This is a genomic window from Shewanella cutis, assembly GCF_022410515.1.
Taxonomy (GTDB): Bacteria; Pseudomonadota; Gammaproteobacteria; order Enterobacterales; family Shewanellaceae; genus Shewanella; species Shewanella cutis.
The window spans coordinates 418,455-435,262 of the sequence record NZ_JACSDI010000001.1; the positions used below are offsets into that span (position 1 = coordinate 418,455).

The window sequence follows — 16,808 nt, forward strand, 5'->3', positions numbered from 1 at the left end:
GTTATACTCCTTTTTTAGGTAACACTTTTGATAACCAGAAATACCCAATTAAGGCAGCACAAATTGAGCCCATTAAGGTGCCTAGACGTGCTAAATCGCCAAACATAGGGTCTGCCTGCTCAAATGCCAACGAGGCAATAAACATTGACATGGTAAAACCGATACCACACATCGCAGCCACAGGCGCAATTTGTTTCCAACCAATACCATCGGGCAATTGTGCCAACTTAAGTTTGACGGCGACAAAACTAAACAACATCACACCAATCGGCTTACCTAACATGAGCCCTAATGCAATCCCCACTGGCACCGGAGAGATTAACGTATCTAAACTCATGTTTCCTAAAGCGACCCCCGCATTGGCGAAGGCGAACACTGGCAGGATCAGGAAAGTGCTCCAAGGATGTAAACTATGCTCTAAATGCTCAGAAGGCGAACTGCCATCTTTTGCTCGTAGAGGAATACAGAAAGCAATAATGACTCCCGCTAATGTGGCATGCACGCCAGACTTAAGCACAGCCACCCACAGGATGAGTCCGAGTACCCCATAAGGGGCTAATGAGGTCACGCCCTTCCGGTTTAAGGCAACCAAGCCAACAATCGCAATGCTGGCAATAATTAAGCTAACGGTTGATAGATCTGTGCTATAGAAAAGCGCAATAATCACAATAACGCCTAAGTCGTCAATGATGGCTAACGCCAACAGGAAAACCTTTAACGCCACTGGCACGCGGCTACCCAGTAACGCCATGATCCCCAAAGCAAAAGCAATATCTGTCGCGGCTGGGATTGCCCAACCTGCTTGTGTGATAGGATCGCCATAGTTAAATAACAGGTAAATACCTGCAGGCACTAACATGCCACCAATGGCAGCGAAGGTTGGCAATGAGGCCTGAGCCACACTCGATAATGCCCCTTCCAATAGCTCACGTTTAACTTCTAAACCAATCAGTAAGAAAAACAATGCCATCAAACCATCGTTAATCCACAGCAACAATGGTTTATGCAGATCGAGCGCACCAACTCGCACTTGAACTTCAGTACCAAGAAAACCTTGATAGAGTCCTGCCAAAGGAGAATTCGCCATTAACATGGCAAAGGCCACGGCTATTAATAAGAGGATGCCACCTGCCGACTCTTGGCTCAAAAAATTTCTAATTGCTTTTTCCATCTTGCACTCCCAAAAATCACAATGGATTGAGTGTAGACGAAGAAAATGAGCAAGTATAATCGTTAGTTTCGAGACAACACCTCGGCTTTTCCGAGGTGTTTGTCGATAAAATCGCCACTACACGGCGACAGGTGCTTTGATATGTGGGTGAGGATCGTAGTTGGTTAATTCGAAATCTTCGAATTGATAGTCAAAAATCGAGGTAGGTTTACGCAGAATAGTCATCGTAGGTAAGGGTCTAGGCTCGCGGCTCAACTGCAATGCTGTTTGCTCCATGTGGTTGGAATACAAGTGGGTATCGCCCCCCGTCCAAACAAAGTCACCTAAAGCTAAGTTACATTGTTGCGCTACCATCATGGTCAGCAGTGCGTAGCTGGCGATATTAAAGGGCAACCCTAAGAACACATCACAACTACGCTGGTACAGTTGACAGGATAATTTGCCATCAGCAACATAGAATTGGAAAAACGCATGGCAAGGTGCCAGCGCCATTTTATCCAACTCACCGACGTTCCAAGCCGATACGATCAAACGACGCGAGTCAGGTTGCGATTTAATTTGCGCAATAACCTGAGAAATTTGATCGATAGCCTCACCACTTTGGGTCGGCCAGCTGCGCCACTGCGCACCATACACAGGGCCCAAATCGCCGTTTTCATCGGCCCATTCATCCCAAATACTGACTTTATTGTCACGCAGATAAGCAATATTGGTATCGCCTTTAAGAAACCACAACAGCTCATGAATGATGGAACGCATATGACACTTTTTCGTGGTAACTAAAGGAAAGCCCTTACTCAAATCGAAACGCATTTGATAACCAAAAACCGAGCGAGTACCCGTACCTGTTCGGTCTGACTTATCTACACCTTCGGCTAAAATGTGGTTCATCAAATCTAAATACTGTTGCATTACTGCTTACCCTCTGGACGAAGAATTAAATATAAACCGAAGAGGATCATCGGCACCGAGAGGATCTGTCCCATTGTCATAAAGCCCCAATAGAGGCCTAACTGCGCGTCAGGTTGTCTTACGGTTTCGACAATCACGCGGAAAATACCGTACCCGAGTAAGAACATGCCCGACACGGCGCCAACCTTTTTCGTACGTTTACTGAACCAATAAAGGAGCAAGAATAAGGCGACACCTTCAAGGGCAAATTGATAGAGTTGTGATGGATGGCGAGGCTCAGGACCACCGCTTGGAAACACCATTGCCCAAGGAACATCGGTAACGCGGCCCCATAACTCACCATTAATAAAGTTACCGATACGGCCCGCTCCCAAGCCAATAGGCACAACGGGCGCCACCATATCCGCTACGGCAAAGAAAGTTCGCTTTTGCTTCCAAGCGATATAAACCATGGCGGTAATCACCCCAATCAAACCGCCGTGGAAAGACATACCACCTTCTGAAATCTTAAACAAATACATTGGGCTAGCAAGAAAGTAATCAAAATGATAAAAGAGAACATAGCCAATGCGGCCACCCAATATCACCCCTAAAAAGCCATAAAACAGTAAATCAGAAACCTGCTCCCTAGACCATAAACCATTGGAGCGATCAGCTTGGCGATTGAGTAACCACATCGCCGCGACAAAACCCACTAAGTAAGTAAATCCGTACCATCGCAGGGCAGGTTCAAAGGTTTGTCCAAAAATATCAAAGGGACCAAACTTCACGATCACAGGATCGATATTGGGAAAATTCAATGCCATAACTTATCCATCAACAGCCTCAGATTGAGGGCTAAAAACTAAAAATCAGCTCAGAATTAATTTGAGGCCGACACAAAGGAGCAAAAGTGCAAATATCTTTTTAAGTACAGGTGTTGGCCAAGTGCTCGCCGCTTTTACGCCCACGGGCGCCATCAAGACAGAAGTGATCACTAAACCAACCAATGCAGGTAAATAGATATAGCCTAAGGTACCATAAGGCAACTCTGGGGCATTCATTCCTGCAATAATATAGCCGAAACTGCCAGAAAGAGAGATTAAGAAGCCCATCGCAGCAGAAAAACCCACGGCTTGACGCATCTGTAAACCATAAAAAGTCAAAAATGGCACTATCAGTATACCGCCACCTATCCCTGTCAAACCGGCCAAAACCGCAACCAAAACCGATACAACAAAAAGCACGACTGAATTAGGTAATTGACGATTTGATTCGGCCTTAACGGGATAAGCCATTTGAATTGTCATTAAAATCACAAAGATGGCAAAACCTTTCTGTAAAGTATCCGCGGGAATACGCTCAGCAATAAAACCTGAAGCCAGCGCGCCTATAATCAGGCCCGGTAACATTGATTTGAATAAATCCCAAGGCACATTGCCGCGCTTATGGTGGGCGCGTGCCGACGAAATAGAAGTGAGAATAATGGCGGCTAGCGAAGTGGCAATCGCAATATGAGGTAGCTGAGTAGAGCTAATACCGACCGATGGCAAAATATAAAGCAGTGCAGGCACCACAATCAAGCCGCCACCAATACCTAATAATCCTGCCATAAAGCCGACAAATGCACCTAAAGCCAAACAAATAAAGAACACCAACAACAAACTATCCACACGAGTACCTAGAGCGTGATAAATTGAGGGCCTTAGCTTAAAGCAAAACATGGCATTAGTTAATTAAGAATTGTTACAAGACCCTGCAGGGTCAAATATTCTTTAACCAGCTCACGCACTTGGAAACCGTTTGACAAACTCAAGGCCTGCGCCAATAGCTGTGCTAAATCCTCACCAGAAACGCGGCGAAGCAAATAATTAATTCGGGCTAAACTTCCCTGATTCATACTTAATTGGTGGTATCCCATAGCGACCAGCAAAATAGCTCCCATGGGTTCACCAGCTAATTCACCACAAATACTGATATCAAGATGATGATACTCACAATCTAATCTTGCCTGATATAAAGCCCGCAAAATCCCCGGATGATAGCTATCAAATAATGAACTGACCCTTGGGTTGTTGCGATCAACCGCGAGTAAATATTGAGTCAAATCGTTACTGCCAACGGACACAAAATCCACCCTCTTTGCCACTTCGTCTAACTGATATAGCATGGCGGGCACTTCGAGCATAATGCCAATGCGCGGCATTTTGATGTTGTTATTCACATCATTTTTGAGTTCAACATGGGCCTGCTCTAAATAGGCTAACGCTTGATCAATTTCATCTAAATTGCTGACCATCGGCAATAAAATACTTAACTGCTTGCCCTCGGCACCAGCCTGCAACATGGCTCTTAACTGCACAAGAAACAGCTCAGGATGATCCAGCGATAATCGTATTCCACGCCAACCGAGGAAAGGGTTATCTTCTTTGATCGGAAAATAAGGCAAAGGTTTATCGCCGCCAACATCTAAAGTTCGCATCACCACAGGGCGACCTGAAGCCGCGGAGAGTACCTGCTGATAAACCTTGACCTGCTCGGATTCACTCGGAAAACGCTGCTGCAACATAAAGGGAATTTCGGTGCGATAGAGCCCGATACCATCGGCGCCTTCAGCGATTTCCGAGGCAACGCCACTGAGCAGACCCGCATTGAGATATAACCGTATTCGCTTACCATCAAGCATCACTGAGGGTAACGTTAACTCCTGTGCATATTGGCGCTGCAACGCCTTCTGCGCCGAGATAAGACTGCGATATTCGCTGACAATGGCGGGCGAAGGCGACACCATAAGTTGTCCGCGACTAGCATTGACGACTAACAACTTTTGATCAATATCGGCGGAAAGTAGCTGTTCAACGCCTGTAATCGCCGGTACGCCAAGTGCCCGAGCTAAAATCGCCGCATGGGAATTTACCCCGCCGAGTTCAGTCACAATCCCCGCCAATTTTTGCCGTGGAAACTCAGCCAACATCGTGGCATCGGCCTCTTTAGTCACTAAAATTACTGGCTTATCGGGTTCGAGCTCTAATCGCTCAGGCTCAATTAATTGCCTTAATACCTTTTGCCCAAGATCACGGATATCACTCGCCCGCTCTTTAAGATAAGGGTCTTCCATTGCTAAAAACTGTTGAATATAACGCAGCGAAACCCGGCTCACCGCAGATTCGGCTTCCCAGCCGAGTAGCACCTCACGGGCATATTCTCCCCCTAGGCTGGCATCGTCGAGCAGCAGTTGTAATGCATTGAATATAGAGGCGACTTCTTCATCCTGCTCACGGTCAAAACGTTGGGATAAGGCACCAATGGCTTCTTTACAGCGGCCCATCGCCGCGACTAATCGGTTAGATTCAAGGGCGATATCATCACAACGCACATCGGGTTGCTCAAGGGAAATTTCCCCCCCTAAGACGAAAGCATGTGCAATCGCGATACCATTGGATGCAGAGGTGCCTTGGAATAAAATCTGTTGATGGAGTGAACTGACCTGTGCTTTTTGCTTTAATCCCCGAATCGCCATCGCTAACTGTGCAGCGAGGGTCATTAGAAAGGCTTCTTCCCCTTCACTAAATTGCCGTGCACTGGCCTGCTGCACCACAATCACACCCACAACGGCTTTTTGATAAATGATCGGAACGGCTAAAAAGGCACGATATTCTTCTTCGGCAACCTCAGGAAAAAGCTTAAAGCGTGGGTGCAAACGTGCATCGGCTAAATTCACCGCCTCTTCGCGCTCGGCGGCTAAGCCCACCAATCCCTGCGTTAACGGCATACGTACCCGACCCACAGCGCTCTTTTCGAGGCCATCGGTTGCCGATAAAACGAGTTCTTGCTGCTCTAGGATATAAACTGAGCAACATTGGGTTTCCATCGCAGCTTTGGTCGATGAAACAAGGACTTCTAATGCGGTTTCTAAGCTGTGGGCAGAAGCCACAGCCTGAGTAATATCCCTAAGCGTATTTAACACTGTTTTCAATCCTCTTTTGAAAATCAGCCCGTAGTCTTTTGCCTTACCCGCTTCTTCGGAATTTCTTGGGTTTGGAATGACAATGCCGTTACCGCAAATTCTTTCATGACCTTACGATAAACATCACGCTTAAATGAGACAACCTGCCTCACTGGATACCAATAACTTACCCAGCGCCAATCGTCAAACTCAGGATGGCCTGAAGAACTTAAATTAATCGCACTATCTTGGCTTTTTAGTTGTAACAGAAACCACTTTTGCTTTTGGCCAATACACACGGGCTTACTGTCCTGTCTCACTAAGCGTTTAGGTAAACGATACCTCAGCCAAGAACGCGTCGAGGTTAATACAGTGACATGCTCGGGTCTTAAACCAACTTCCTCATACAATTCACGGTACATCGCCTCTTCGGCAGATTCACCATCATCGACCCCCCCCTGAGGAAACTGCCATGAATGTTGTCCGAAACGCCTAGCCCACATGACTTGGCCGTATCTGTTACAAATTATTATGCCCACATTTGCGCGAAAGCCGTCGCTATCAATCACATGGACTCCAAATAAGGATAAAATTTTAATAAACCGATTGTTTCACAAAGCCCGTCTCGCGGCAAACCTCTATTTTCAGCTAATCTTTGGATAAATACTTTCAACTTACTACTTTATCAACAATTGTTCGCCATTAAGCAGGGGGATATCCACATTTTCTGTGGATATCTCTGTTTGAAACTAGGGCAAACTCGGTATATCGTTCAAAAAACATCAAACAGGTTAAGCGACAAAATCTCAAGAGCCACTATAAAAATATATAATAATCATAATAATAGACAAATATTATTTATCGCATTTTCCATCCAACAAATAAAAGCTCACTTTTTAACCTAATACAAAATCTGCAATTTCACCCCAGCAAAACTGAAATGTTATACACAAAACACACCCAAAATTACTCACAACACCGAGAAAAAATGCGACTTTTTACCATTGACTCAAGCTTTTTATTCAGTTAAGGACACTGTTGTTGTGAGTTATCCATAATATCTGTGGATAAATGTGTGAGAAACGCAAGGGAAAGCCGAGAGTAACTTTGAACACTTTTATCAACACCAGTTCAGTATCTAGATAAACTATTAAAGATCAAAAGCTTAATAACATTAGTGAACAGGTTAACTTATTCATTTTCAAGTGTTCATTTTTTAACCTTAGTTGCTAAGCGCCTATTTTCCAGTAAAATTCCCTTATGAAACCTATTATTCCCCCTCAAAATCTGAGCGAATTACTCGAACGCGCTAATATGATGGCAGGCATTTCTTTGGCGCAAATTGCCACTCATCGCGGTATTAATGTCCCCAACAACCTAAAACGCAATAAAGGTTGGATTGGACAACTCATTGAAATGGAATTAGGTGCCACTGCAGGTTCCAAACCTGAGCAGGACTTTCTTCATCTTGGCGTTGAGCTAAAAACGATTCCCATTGACAACCATGGCAAGCCACTTGAAACCACTTATGTATGTGTCGCGCCACTGACCAATATCGAAGGGTTAACCTGGCAAAATAGTTTAGTGTGTCACAAGTTGCAGCGAGTATTGTGGGTACCTGTAGAGGGTGAGCGGCATATTCCTGTGGGAGCGCGCCGCATTGGTACGCCCATCCTGTGGGAACCTGACCCGCAGGAGCAAGCATTACTGCAACAGGATTGGGAAGAAATCATGGAACTGATTGCCCTCGGTAAAGTAGAAAAACTCACCGCAAGGCATGGAGAAGTTCTCCAATTACGACCTAAAGCTGCAAATAGCAAAGCGATGACTCACAGCATTGCAGAGGATGGCAGCTTAAAAATGACTAATCCTCGGGGCTTTTATCTAAAAACCTCTTTTACAGCAATGATATTAAATAAGGTATTTGGTTAAATTTTCGTAGCTATATACCGTTGTATTGATCCAGATCACAAATATCACTGGCACTCTACTGATGATTTTCTATAAACTACGGCATCCTGAAATATATAGCCGTATTCGGATACAAAACCCGTTGTGAGAGCACGTAGACAAGCGAAAAAACTCCTTTTTGCGATATTAGCTTGGGCGATAGCCATGGCTGCATTCGTGTTTTTTCGATATGCCCAATCGCCAGAACTGCCGCAATGGGCAGTAGGCTCTGCTGACCTCGCGACACTGGCCGTCTACATGGGCATTATTTTTGGCAGCTTACATTGGATGTCTAATCTGATTGCTGACTTTAGCGCTATCAATCGTCTTCCTTATATATTCTCAGTAATTTTTAAAGGTTTGTTCCTGTTGTTAGGCGCAACAACCTTAGCCTACATGACTCAATTTCTAAATATGTGGGCTATTGAAAATCACATGTCGACCCTAAGACAAATGCTTACGGCGCATATCCTCTATAGTCCCTCATTCCAAGCGTTGATTGTTTATTTAGTGGTGGTGCGAGTGAGCTTGGCCTTTGTCGAACAGATGGGGCTGTTGGTTGGACCACGTATTTTGCTCAATATAGGTTTAGGCAAATACCATAAACCGAGATACGAGCAACGCTTATTCCTATATTTAGACATGGTTGCTTCCACTACCCACGCCGAATCCCTCGGCGATTATCGTTTTAGTCGCTTGATCCAAGACAGTTTTAGCTTACTGTCAGATACGGTGAGCAATAACGAAGCCGAGATTTATCGTTACATGGGCGATGCAGTGTTAATCCACTGGCCCTTAGAGGAAGGTGTCGTACACGACCGCTGCATGAATATCTATTTTGAATTTAGCCAGCAATTAAATTGGCAAAGACGTTACTTCGAAGAACACTATGGTTTTGTGCCTAAATTTAAAGCGGCAGCCCACTGTGGGCAAGTGGTTGCTGCGGTTGTTGGTGTACAAAAACAAGAAATTAGCTTCTTTAGTGATGTGTTAAATACCTTAGCTAGACTCCAAGATCAATGTAACCCGATGGGGCAACGTATGCTGATCTCAGGCGCCTTAGCGGGACGACTCGAAAACCCAGACAGTGCATATCGACTCACAAATTTGGGCCCGATTAAATTAAAAGGGAAACAACACTCGATCGAAGTGTTCGGTGTTTCCCCTTTATAAGACTCACTACAGGTAAAATACCCCGTTATTGACCCGCTTCATTCATTAATAATTTTTGGATCAATAAACCTAGCGTACGGAAAGTCAAAATCCGGCTGGTCGTTTGTCGCCAAACTAAACCGATATCGCGATATGGTGCTTCTCCAGGGGGAGTCATCACCACCAGATCAGTATCATTTAAGATCCCAGCATCAATCGCCATTTGTGGTAAAAACGTCGTCCCCAGTTTACTGTTGACCATTTGCACTAAGGTATGCAGACTCGTCGCTGCAAACGGATTCACCTTCGCACTATCACCGAGCTGACACGCGGTAATCGCATGGCCGGTAATACAATGCTCACTCTGCAACAGAAAGATACTTTCATCGGGTAATGTCTGATAATCGATAGGCTGGTGAATGCCACCCACTAAATCTTTATGGATCACCATCTTAAAGGGATCGATTCCGACCTTCATGCTGTGGTAACCACTGGTATCAACCGGTAAAGCTAGAATAAGTAAATCCAACTCCCCTTTACCTAAGGCATCGAGTAAACGTTCCGTCGTGTCCTCTTTGAGTAACAAACTCATCTCAGGGTACGCCTGCTGACATTGCTTAACGACTCGGCTGAGTAGAAACGGCGCAATGGTAGGAATACAACCCAAGCGGATATCGCCTGTCATCGGTTCGCCTTGGTTTTTGACCAATTCAACTAAATCGTCGACATCCGTAAGGATTTTACGGGAACGCTGTACGACTTCTTCACCGATAGCAGTGAACATAAAAGACTTATGGTCACGTTCAATCAACTGATGACCAAGCTGCTCTTCAAGATTCTGGATCCCGCTCGACAATGTGGATTGACTGACAAAACACACCTTAGCGGCGCGGTTAAAATTCTGCTCTTGGTGAAGGTTCACCAAATAGTAAAGATTCTTAAGGCTAGGTAAATTTTTCATTTTATCGATTGCCACTAAGGTTATGGATTAAAAAATTTAATCAACTCTACCATAAGTTATCAACTAAAACGCGGCTTAATTGCTCAATTGTGTGAGCAAAATCGATTTTCAACCAAAGGAAAATACTGAAAGCTGATGGGAAAAACAAAAAGATGGAGTAATGCGTGTAAAGATGATTATCGAGGTGCAACCTAAGCTGCACCTCAGCGAAACAAATTAGGCTTTAGCCTGTAAGAATTGCTTTAACTGCTGCAGATCCGCACTTGCAAATTCAACAATTTGCGCCACCCACGTCGCGTGTTTTGACTCCCAATCAGCCTCTTCACCATGCTGCAATAATTGGGCAATTTGCTGGATACGTTTTAAACCCACAGAACCCGCCGCACCTTTAAATTTATGGGCTTCAGAGCATAAAGTGTCCTTATCAGCAGCTTCGTTAGCCTTTACTAGATTCCCAACATATTCAGGCATTAATTGCTCAAATAATACCACGCTCTTTAGTAGAGTACTGGCACCAATTGCGCTGCAGTACTGTTCTAATGTATTGAGATCTAGGATTGTCTCTAATTCAACTGTGGCCATCTAGGCCTCCCTTAAGTAGTCCAATGCTTAAAACAAGTTTATGACATGATACCCGCTAAAATTGTCAGCGCAACTTATAGTAGTATTTGTGGTCATCGGAAGCTTGTTTTATGAAAAATCAACTATTTCAATTACTCTCAGCGATATAACGTTACCAAATCAACCGATTTAGCAAATAAGGCTATTATGGTCGCGCTAATGCCGTCCCTTGTCCACCATTAAGCGCAAGATCCTCCACAATTGCCACTAAACCATTCCAACGATAACCGCACCAATCAGGCGCAAGCAGAATAGGCTTTTTGGCATAAGCGGTGACTCGGTGAAAAATGATTTCCTGAGGGGTATGGCGAATAAGCTCGCCAGCACTGGTGGCATAAGCTTCCATAGTGAGCAAAGGCAAACGTCCAGCGCGCCAAGCTTTAGCCATAGTACTACCTTCAACTACATGCAAAGGATGCAGCTTCAAACCATCCACGCCCTGCGCGAGCACCGCTTGCAAGGTCGCCATATAATCGAGCGGTGTTTCCCCTGGCAAGCCTAGAATCAAATGGGTACAAACCTTTAAACCGCGGCTTCTCGCCCTAGAAACAGTATCGCAATAACAGGCAAAATTATGCCCGCGGTTAATATGATGAAGTGTCTTATCGTTGGCGGTTTGCAACCCAAGCTCCAACCAGACATCGACGCCCTTTTGCTGATAACTCGCTAATAAATCTAACACATTATCTGGCACACAGTCGGGACGAGTACCGACACACAAGCCCACAATTTCACTGTCTTTAACCGCTTCATCGTATTTAGCCATCAGCACTTGATATTCATCATAGGTGCTCGTATAGGCCTGAAAATAAGCAATAAATTTATCTGCATTGAGTTTTGGTTTCGCCTCTTTATAACGGGCTTTCCCCTGTTGCAGCTGCTCACTGATACTTAATGTTTCCTTTTGCTGATAACTAAAGGAAGCTACATTGCAAAAAGTACATCCTCCCCGTCCTAAGGTGCCATCACGGTTAGGACAAGTGAATTTGGCATCGATAGTCAGCTTGCGTAATCGCTCGCCATATTTAGCCTTACAAACAGCACCAAATGTATTTACGTATGCATCGAGCCCCATTAGCTCGCCCGCCAAATTTCATGTCGCTTCATTAAAAATAACCAAGATAAAATCACAAAAAAGAAGGAATAATGGTATGTACATAGATGAAAAAACTCATTATAAACAAAGATGACACTCTTTTCTTGGTGGTAAATCAAACTCCGATAATATTCACCACATCCCAGCTCATAAACCTAGCCCTCCCTCACAGAGTCTTTACATTCCGTGATTTCACTCACAAACAACAAGAATAACAATTCACTTATTTTATATTTTTATACACAAACTGTATTTGCAATAAAAATCACTATTTCTAAATCAAAAACAATCCACATAAATGTTACACTTTAGTGATCGATGAGTTTTTTATTTTTTAAAATTCTTTTTATTCATAATGTTATACAGCAAATTAACCAGTTAACGTTAACGTCAAGCAATTATGTTTTGTGTATGAAACATGAATTAATACCCATATTTTATGCAAAATTTTGGTTTGACCTTTGGTTAATCTCAGGATAATTTGGGTGGTTCGGGTGCATATCTATAGAAAGTCTTTACATTTCTCCCGAGTAGTAATTTCGTTGAGGTCAAGGGAGGTTTTTGTATGAGCTTATATCATCCCAGTTTTGAGCGGGACAATTGTGGGTTTGGCTTAATTGCGCAAATGGATGGCGAAGCCAGTCATCGTATCGTGCGCACTGCCATCCATGGCCTTGATCGCATGAAACACCGTGGCGGTATCGCCTCGGACGGTCGTACTGGGGACGGCTGTGGTTTATTAATGCAGCTACCATTGCAATTCTTTGAGGCCGTAGCCGCTGAAAATGACTGGCACTTGAGCCGCAAATTTGCCGTGGGCATGTTGTTTTTAAGCCAAGATGAAGAACTGGCTGACCAAGCCAAGTTTATTCTCGAACGCGAATTGGAACGTGAAACATTAAGTATTGCTGGTTGGCGTAAGGTCCCCGTCAATCCCGATGTATTGGGGGAGATTGGTAAATCGAGCCTACCACAAATCTATCAAGTGCTGATCAACGCCCCTATTGGCTGGCGTGAGAAAGATCTTGAACGTCGCCTCTACATGGCTCGCCGCCGTTTAGAACAGCAAATTACTGACGATAAAGACTTCTATGTCGCGAGTCTTTCAGGCCAAGTCATCGTCTACAAAGGTTTGATGATGCCTGCCGACTTGCCCGCATTCTATCCCGACCTTGCAGACATTCGTTTGAAAAGCTCTATCTGTTTATTCCATCAGCGCTTTTCAACCAATACTTCACCTAAATGGCCACTCGCTCAGCCCTTTAGGTATCTTGCCCATAACGGCGAGATCAACACTATTACCGGTAACCGCCAATGGGCCCGTGCTCGTGCCTATAAGTTTAATTCACCGCTGCTGCCCGACCTACAGCAGGCAGCGCCTTTTGTGAATGAAACGGGTTCAGACTCTTCTTCCCTCGACAATATGCTCGAGATGCTGCTCTCAGGCGGGATGGACTTATACCGTGCCATGCGTTTGCTAATACCGCCAGCATGGCAGAGTAATCCAGAGATGGATGACGAGCTAAAAGCCTTCTATGACTTTAACTCCATGCATATGGAGCCCTGGGACGGTCCTGCGGGTATTGTGATGACCAACGGCCGCCACGCCGCTTGCGCAGTCGATCGTAACGGTCTGCGACCATCTCGTTATGTGATCACCAAAGATCGTATCTTAACCCTCGCCTCAGAAGTCGGCATTTGGGACTACGCCGCCGATGAAGTGATTGAAAAAGGCCGCGTCGGCCCAGGTGAGCTGTTAGTGTTGGATACATTAAATGGCCGGTTATATCAGTCATTTGAAATCGATAACGATCTTAAGCGTCGCCACCCCTATAAAGAGTGGATGGCCAAAAACAGCCGTACTTTAATTCCTGCCGAGCAGCTAACAACAGAACAACATGGCGCCAGCGAATTAAGCCCAGAGCAACTGCTGCAATACCAAAAGCAATTTGGTTACACTCGCGAAGAGTTAGAGCAAGTGATTTGGGTACTGGCAAAACAAGGCGAAGAGGCAACGGGCTCTATGGGCGACGATACGCCAATGGCGGTATTGTCGAAAAAGTCGCGCTCGCTCTATGACTATTTCAGGCAGAAGTTTGCTCAAGTCACCAATCCGCCAATCGATCCATTGCGTGAAAAGCACGTGATGTCCTTGGCGACCTGTATTGGCCGCGAGCAAAACCTCTTCAATGAAACCACGGGCCATGCCTATCGAGTGATGTTTAATTCACCGATATTATTGTTTAGTGATTTCAACCAATTACTCGGATTAGATAGCACTTACTATCGCGCCAATATCGTCGATTTAAACTACGAACCGAAAGAAGGCTTAGAACAGGCGATTCGCCGCATCACCTCAGAAGCTGAGCGTTTAGCCCGCAGTGGCACTACGCTGCTGATTTTATCCGACCGTGCGATTGATAAATCGGCGCAGGTGATCCCAGCCGCCATGGCAGTGGGCGCAGTGCAACAAATGCTGGTGAGTAAGAGTCTGCGCTGCGATACCAACATCATTGTTGAGACCGCATCGGCGCGAGATCCGCACCACTTTGCAGTGCTACTCGGCTTTGGCGCCACGGCGATTTATCCCTATTTAGTGTATGAATCAATCTCAGATCTGGCTAAACGTCATGGACTGACCGACACCACGGCGCTGATGCTCAACTTCCGTTACGGCATCGAGAAGGGTCTACGTAAAATCATGTCAAAGATGGGGATCAGCACCGTCGGTTCCTACCGTTGTAGCCAACAGTTTGAGGCCATTGGTATTGCCAGTGATGTGATTGAACTCTGCTTTAAAGGTGTGGTGAGCCGTATAGAAGGCGCAAGCTTTGAGGATATCGCCAACGATCAAGCACTACTGCACAAGGCCGCTTACCGCGCCCATGTGCCGCTGCCACAGGGTGGTTTACTCAAATACGTGGATGGCGGTGAGTACCACTGCTTCAACCCAGATGTGGTCAACACATTGCAGGCATCCTTAATCGACAAAAATTTTGCTACCTATAAGAAGTTTGCCGAATTAGTCGATAACCGTCCAGTTGCCACCCTAAGGGATTTGATTGGCATTAAGGCTGACCAAGCCGCAATTGAACTGGATAAGGTCGAAGCTGCTAGCAACTTATATCCACGCTTTGACAGCGCGGCCATGAGTATCGGCGCCCTAAGCCCCGAGGCCCATGAGGCATTAGCCATTGCCATGAACCGTTTAGGCGGCCGCTCTAACTCCGGCGAAGGTGGCGAAGATGCTCGCCGCTTTAATACCGAGCGTAACTCGGCGATTAAGCAAATTGCCTCAGCGCGTTTTGGCGTAACTGCCCATTACCTAGTCAACGCCGATGTATTGCAGATTAAAGTTGCCCAGGGCGCAAAACCCGGTGAAGGCGGACAACTGCCAGGCCATAAGGTGAGTGTCGAAATTGCAGGGCTGCGCCACGCGCGTCCCGGTGTAACCTTGATTTCACCACCGCCACACCATGATATCTATTCTATCGAAGACTTAGCCCAGCTGATTTTCGATTTAAAACAAATCAACACCAACGCACTGATTTCAGTAAAATTAGTATCTGAACCAGGTGTCGGCACTATTGCGACTGGTGTGGCAAAAGCCTATGCCGATATGATCACTATTTCTGGCTACGATGGAGGCACAGGCGCCAGCCCTATCACTTCAGTGAAATACGCCGGCAGCCCATGGGAACTCGGCCTTGCCGAAGTGCATCAATCTCTGGTGGAAAATGGTCTGCGCCATAAGATCCGCTTGCAGGTCGATGGCGGCTTAAAAACGGGTACTGATGTTATCAAGGCGGCCTTACTCGGCGCCGAAAGCTTTGGTTTCGGCACAGTGCCCATGATTGCCTTAGGCTGTAAGTACCTACGTATTTGCCACCTGAACAACTGCGCCACCGGTGTCGCAACTCAGGACAAGAAACTGCGCGATAACCATTACCACGGCTTACCAGAGCGAGTGATGACTTACTTTGAGTTTGTCGCCGAGGAAGTCCGTGAGTGGATGGCAACCCTAGGGGTCAGCAAGTTCGAAGACTTAGTGGGGCGCAGTGAGTGGCTACACACCTTAGAAGGCCAGACCGATAAACAACGTGGACTCGATTTAGCGCCAATTCTGTATCAGCCTAAGGTCAAAGCCAATACAGCTCGTACATGGCAGGAAACCAATCCACCAGCGGATTTAGGCTTACTCAACCAACATCTGCTCAATGAGTGCCAAAGTGCGGTGGATAAAGGTGAGAGTTTCGATGCTGCTTACAGTATCAACAACACCGATCGCTCAGTAGGCGCCCGTCTATCGGGTTATATAGCCACCACCCTTGGCGTTAAAGGCAGCAAGGCCCCGATAAAACTCAGCTTTAACGGCAGTGCAGGCCAAAGCTTTGGGGTATGGAACAGCCCAGGCCTTGAACTCAAGCTCTGCGGCGATGCTAACGACTACGTCGGCAAAGGCATGTCTGGCGGCAAGATTGTGATTTATCCACCGCTGGGTAGCCCATTCCAAAGCGAGCGCAGCGCCATTGTCGGTAACACTTGCCTGTATGGCGCGACTGGCGGACGCTTCTTCGCCGCGGGTCAAGCGGGTGAACGTTTTGCGGTACGTAACTCAGGCGCCATTGCCGTGGTTGAAGGTGTTGGTGATAACGCCTGTGAATATATGACCAGCGGAATTGTTGTGGTGTTAGGTAAAACTGGAGTGAATTTCGGCGCAGGGATGACTGGCGGTTTTGCTTATGTCTTCGACCAATTTGGTCGCTTTAATCGCCGCGTCAATAGCGAACTGGTTGACACCCAAAAGCTCGAATCGCCTATTCATCAGCAACATTTAAAAGGCTTGATTGAAGAGCATGTCGCCGAAACGGGCAGTGATCACGCGAAGATGATCTTAAGTGACTTTGCTAACTGGTTAGATTGCTTTGTATTAGTGAAACCAAAAAACATAGCCGTTGCAGATCTGCTCAAATTAGAGCAATCGAGCCCAGAACTGGCAGTTAAAGCGGGGTAATACCAG

The 16,808-nt window shown here is 45.9% G+C and carries 12 protein-coding genes; 3 read left to right on the forward strand and 9 right to left on the reverse strand.

Translation table 11 applies throughout. From position 1 onward, the window contains the following. Nucleotide 1: 1 nt before the first annotated feature. From nhaA to rppH, 6 genes are all read right to left on the reverse strand, one after another. Nucleotides 2–1,171, reverse strand: coding sequence for a Na+/H+ antiporter NhaA (nhaA, locus tag H9J30_RS02040; RefSeq protein ID WP_240129462.1), 1,170 nt, complete (start codon nt 1,169–1,171; stop codon nt 2–4). Nucleotides 1,172–1,288: 117 nt separating this feature from the next. Beyond that, entirely contained in the window at nt 1,289–2,083 is a 795-nt protein-coding gene (thyA, locus tag H9J30_RS02045; RefSeq protein WP_240129463.1) for a thymidylate synthase, read from the reverse strand. Beyond that, entirely contained in the window at nt 2,083–2,889 is an 807-nt protein-coding gene (gene lgt, locus H9J30_RS02050; RefSeq protein ID WP_240129464.1) for a prolipoprotein diacylglyceryl transferase, read from the reverse strand. The genes thyA and lgt overlap by 1 nt, the downstream gene beginning before the upstream one ends. Before the next feature lie 45 nt (nt 2,890–2,934). Then, nucleotides 2,935–3,735: a sulfite exporter TauE/SafE family protein gene (locus H9J30_RS02055; RefSeq protein WP_240129465.1), complete on the reverse strand. Its 801-nt coding sequence runs from the start codon at nt 3,733–3,735 to the stop codon at nt 2,935–2,937. Nucleotides 3,736–3,794: 59 nt separating this feature from the next. Next, nucleotides 3,795–6,029, reverse strand: coding sequence for a phosphoenolpyruvate--protein phosphotransferase (gene ptsP, locus H9J30_RS02060; protein WP_240129466.1), 2,235 nt, complete (start codon nt 6,027–6,029; stop codon nt 3,795–3,797). A gap of 23 nt (nt 6,030–6,052) precedes the next feature. After that, nucleotides 6,053–6,577 (reverse strand): RNA pyrophosphohydrolase, encoded by a 525-nt coding sequence (rppH, locus tag H9J30_RS02065; protein WP_011071540.1) that lies wholly within the window; start codon nt 6,575–6,577, stop codon nt 6,053–6,055. Between the two features lie 691 nt (nt 6,578–7,268). Between rppH and mutH the strand changes: the two genes are divergently transcribed. Beyond that, nucleotides 7,269–7,940 (forward strand): DNA mismatch repair endonuclease MutH, encoded by a 672-nt coding sequence (gene mutH / locus H9J30_RS02070; RefSeq protein WP_240129467.1) that lies wholly within the window; start codon nt 7,269–7,271, stop codon nt 7,938–7,940. 123 nt (nt 7,941–8,063) lie between these two features. Next, nucleotides 8,064–9,131 carry an adenylate/guanylate cyclase domain-containing protein gene (locus H9J30_RS02075; protein ID WP_240129468.1) on the forward strand — a complete coding sequence of 356 codons (1,068 nt, stop codon included), beginning with the start codon at nt 8,064–8,066 and terminating at the stop codon, nt 9,129–9,131. Nucleotides 9,132–9,156: 25 nt separating this feature from the next. On the opposite strand, the gene oxyR is transcribed toward H9J30_RS02075, so the two are convergent. The 3 genes from oxyR to mnmL form a co-directional block, all read right to left on the reverse strand. Then, entirely contained in the window at nt 9,157–10,071 is a 915-nt protein-coding gene (gene oxyR / locus H9J30_RS02080) for a hydrogen peroxide-inducible genes transcriptional activator OxyR (RefSeq protein WP_240129469.1), read from the reverse strand. 216 nt (nt 10,072–10,287) lie between these two features. Further along, entirely contained in the window at nt 10,288–10,653 is a 366-nt protein-coding gene (locus H9J30_RS02085; RefSeq protein ID WP_240129470.1) for an Hpt domain-containing protein, read from the reverse strand. Between the two features lie 184 nt (nt 10,654–10,837). After that, nucleotides 10,838–11,767 (reverse strand): tRNA modification radical SAM protein MnmL/YtqA, encoded by a 930-nt coding sequence (gene mnmL / locus H9J30_RS02090; protein ID WP_240129471.1) that lies wholly within the window; start codon nt 11,765–11,767, stop codon nt 10,838–10,840. 586 nt (nt 11,768–12,353) lie between these two features. Here mnmL and gltB point away from each other — a divergent pair. Then, a complete protein-coding gene (gene gltB, locus H9J30_RS02095) occupies nt 12,354–16,802 on the forward strand; it encodes a glutamate synthase large subunit (RefSeq protein ID WP_240129472.1) in 4,449 nt (1,482 codons plus the stop codon). The last annotated feature ends 6 nt before the right edge of the window (nt 16,803–16,808 follow it).

What these genes read in the sequence shown, in the direction of transcription:
- nhaA (WP_240129462.1), bottom strand. Translation starts at nt 1,171, where the DNA reads ATGGAAAAAGCAATTAGAAATTTTTTGAGCCAAGAGTCGGCAGGTGGC.
- thyA (WP_240129463.1), bottom strand. Translation starts at nt 2,083, where the DNA reads ATGCAACAGTATTTAGATTTGATGAACCACATTTTAGCCGAAGGTGTA.
- lgt (WP_240129464.1), bottom strand. Translation starts at nt 2,889, where the DNA reads ATGGCATTGAATTTTCCCAATATCGATCCTGTGATCGTGAAGTTTGGT.
- mutH (WP_240129467.1), top strand. Translation starts at nt 7,269, where the DNA reads ATGAAACCTATTATTCCCCCTCAAAATCTGAGCGAATTACTCGAACGC.
- oxyR (WP_240129469.1), bottom strand. Translation starts at nt 10,071, where the DNA reads ATGAAAAATTTACCTAGCCTTAAGAATCTTTACTATTTGGTGAACCTT.
- H9J30_RS02085 (WP_240129470.1), bottom strand. Translation starts at nt 10,653, where the DNA reads ATGGCCACAGTTGAATTAGAGACAATCCTAGATCTCAATACATTAGAA.
- mnmL (WP_240129471.1), bottom strand. Translation starts at nt 11,767, where the DNA reads ATGGGGCTCGATGCATACGTAAATACATTTGGTGCTGTTTGTAAGGCT.
- gltB (WP_240129472.1), top strand. Translation starts at nt 12,354, where the DNA reads ATGAGCTTATATCATCCCAGTTTTGAGCGGGACAATTGTGGGTTTGGC.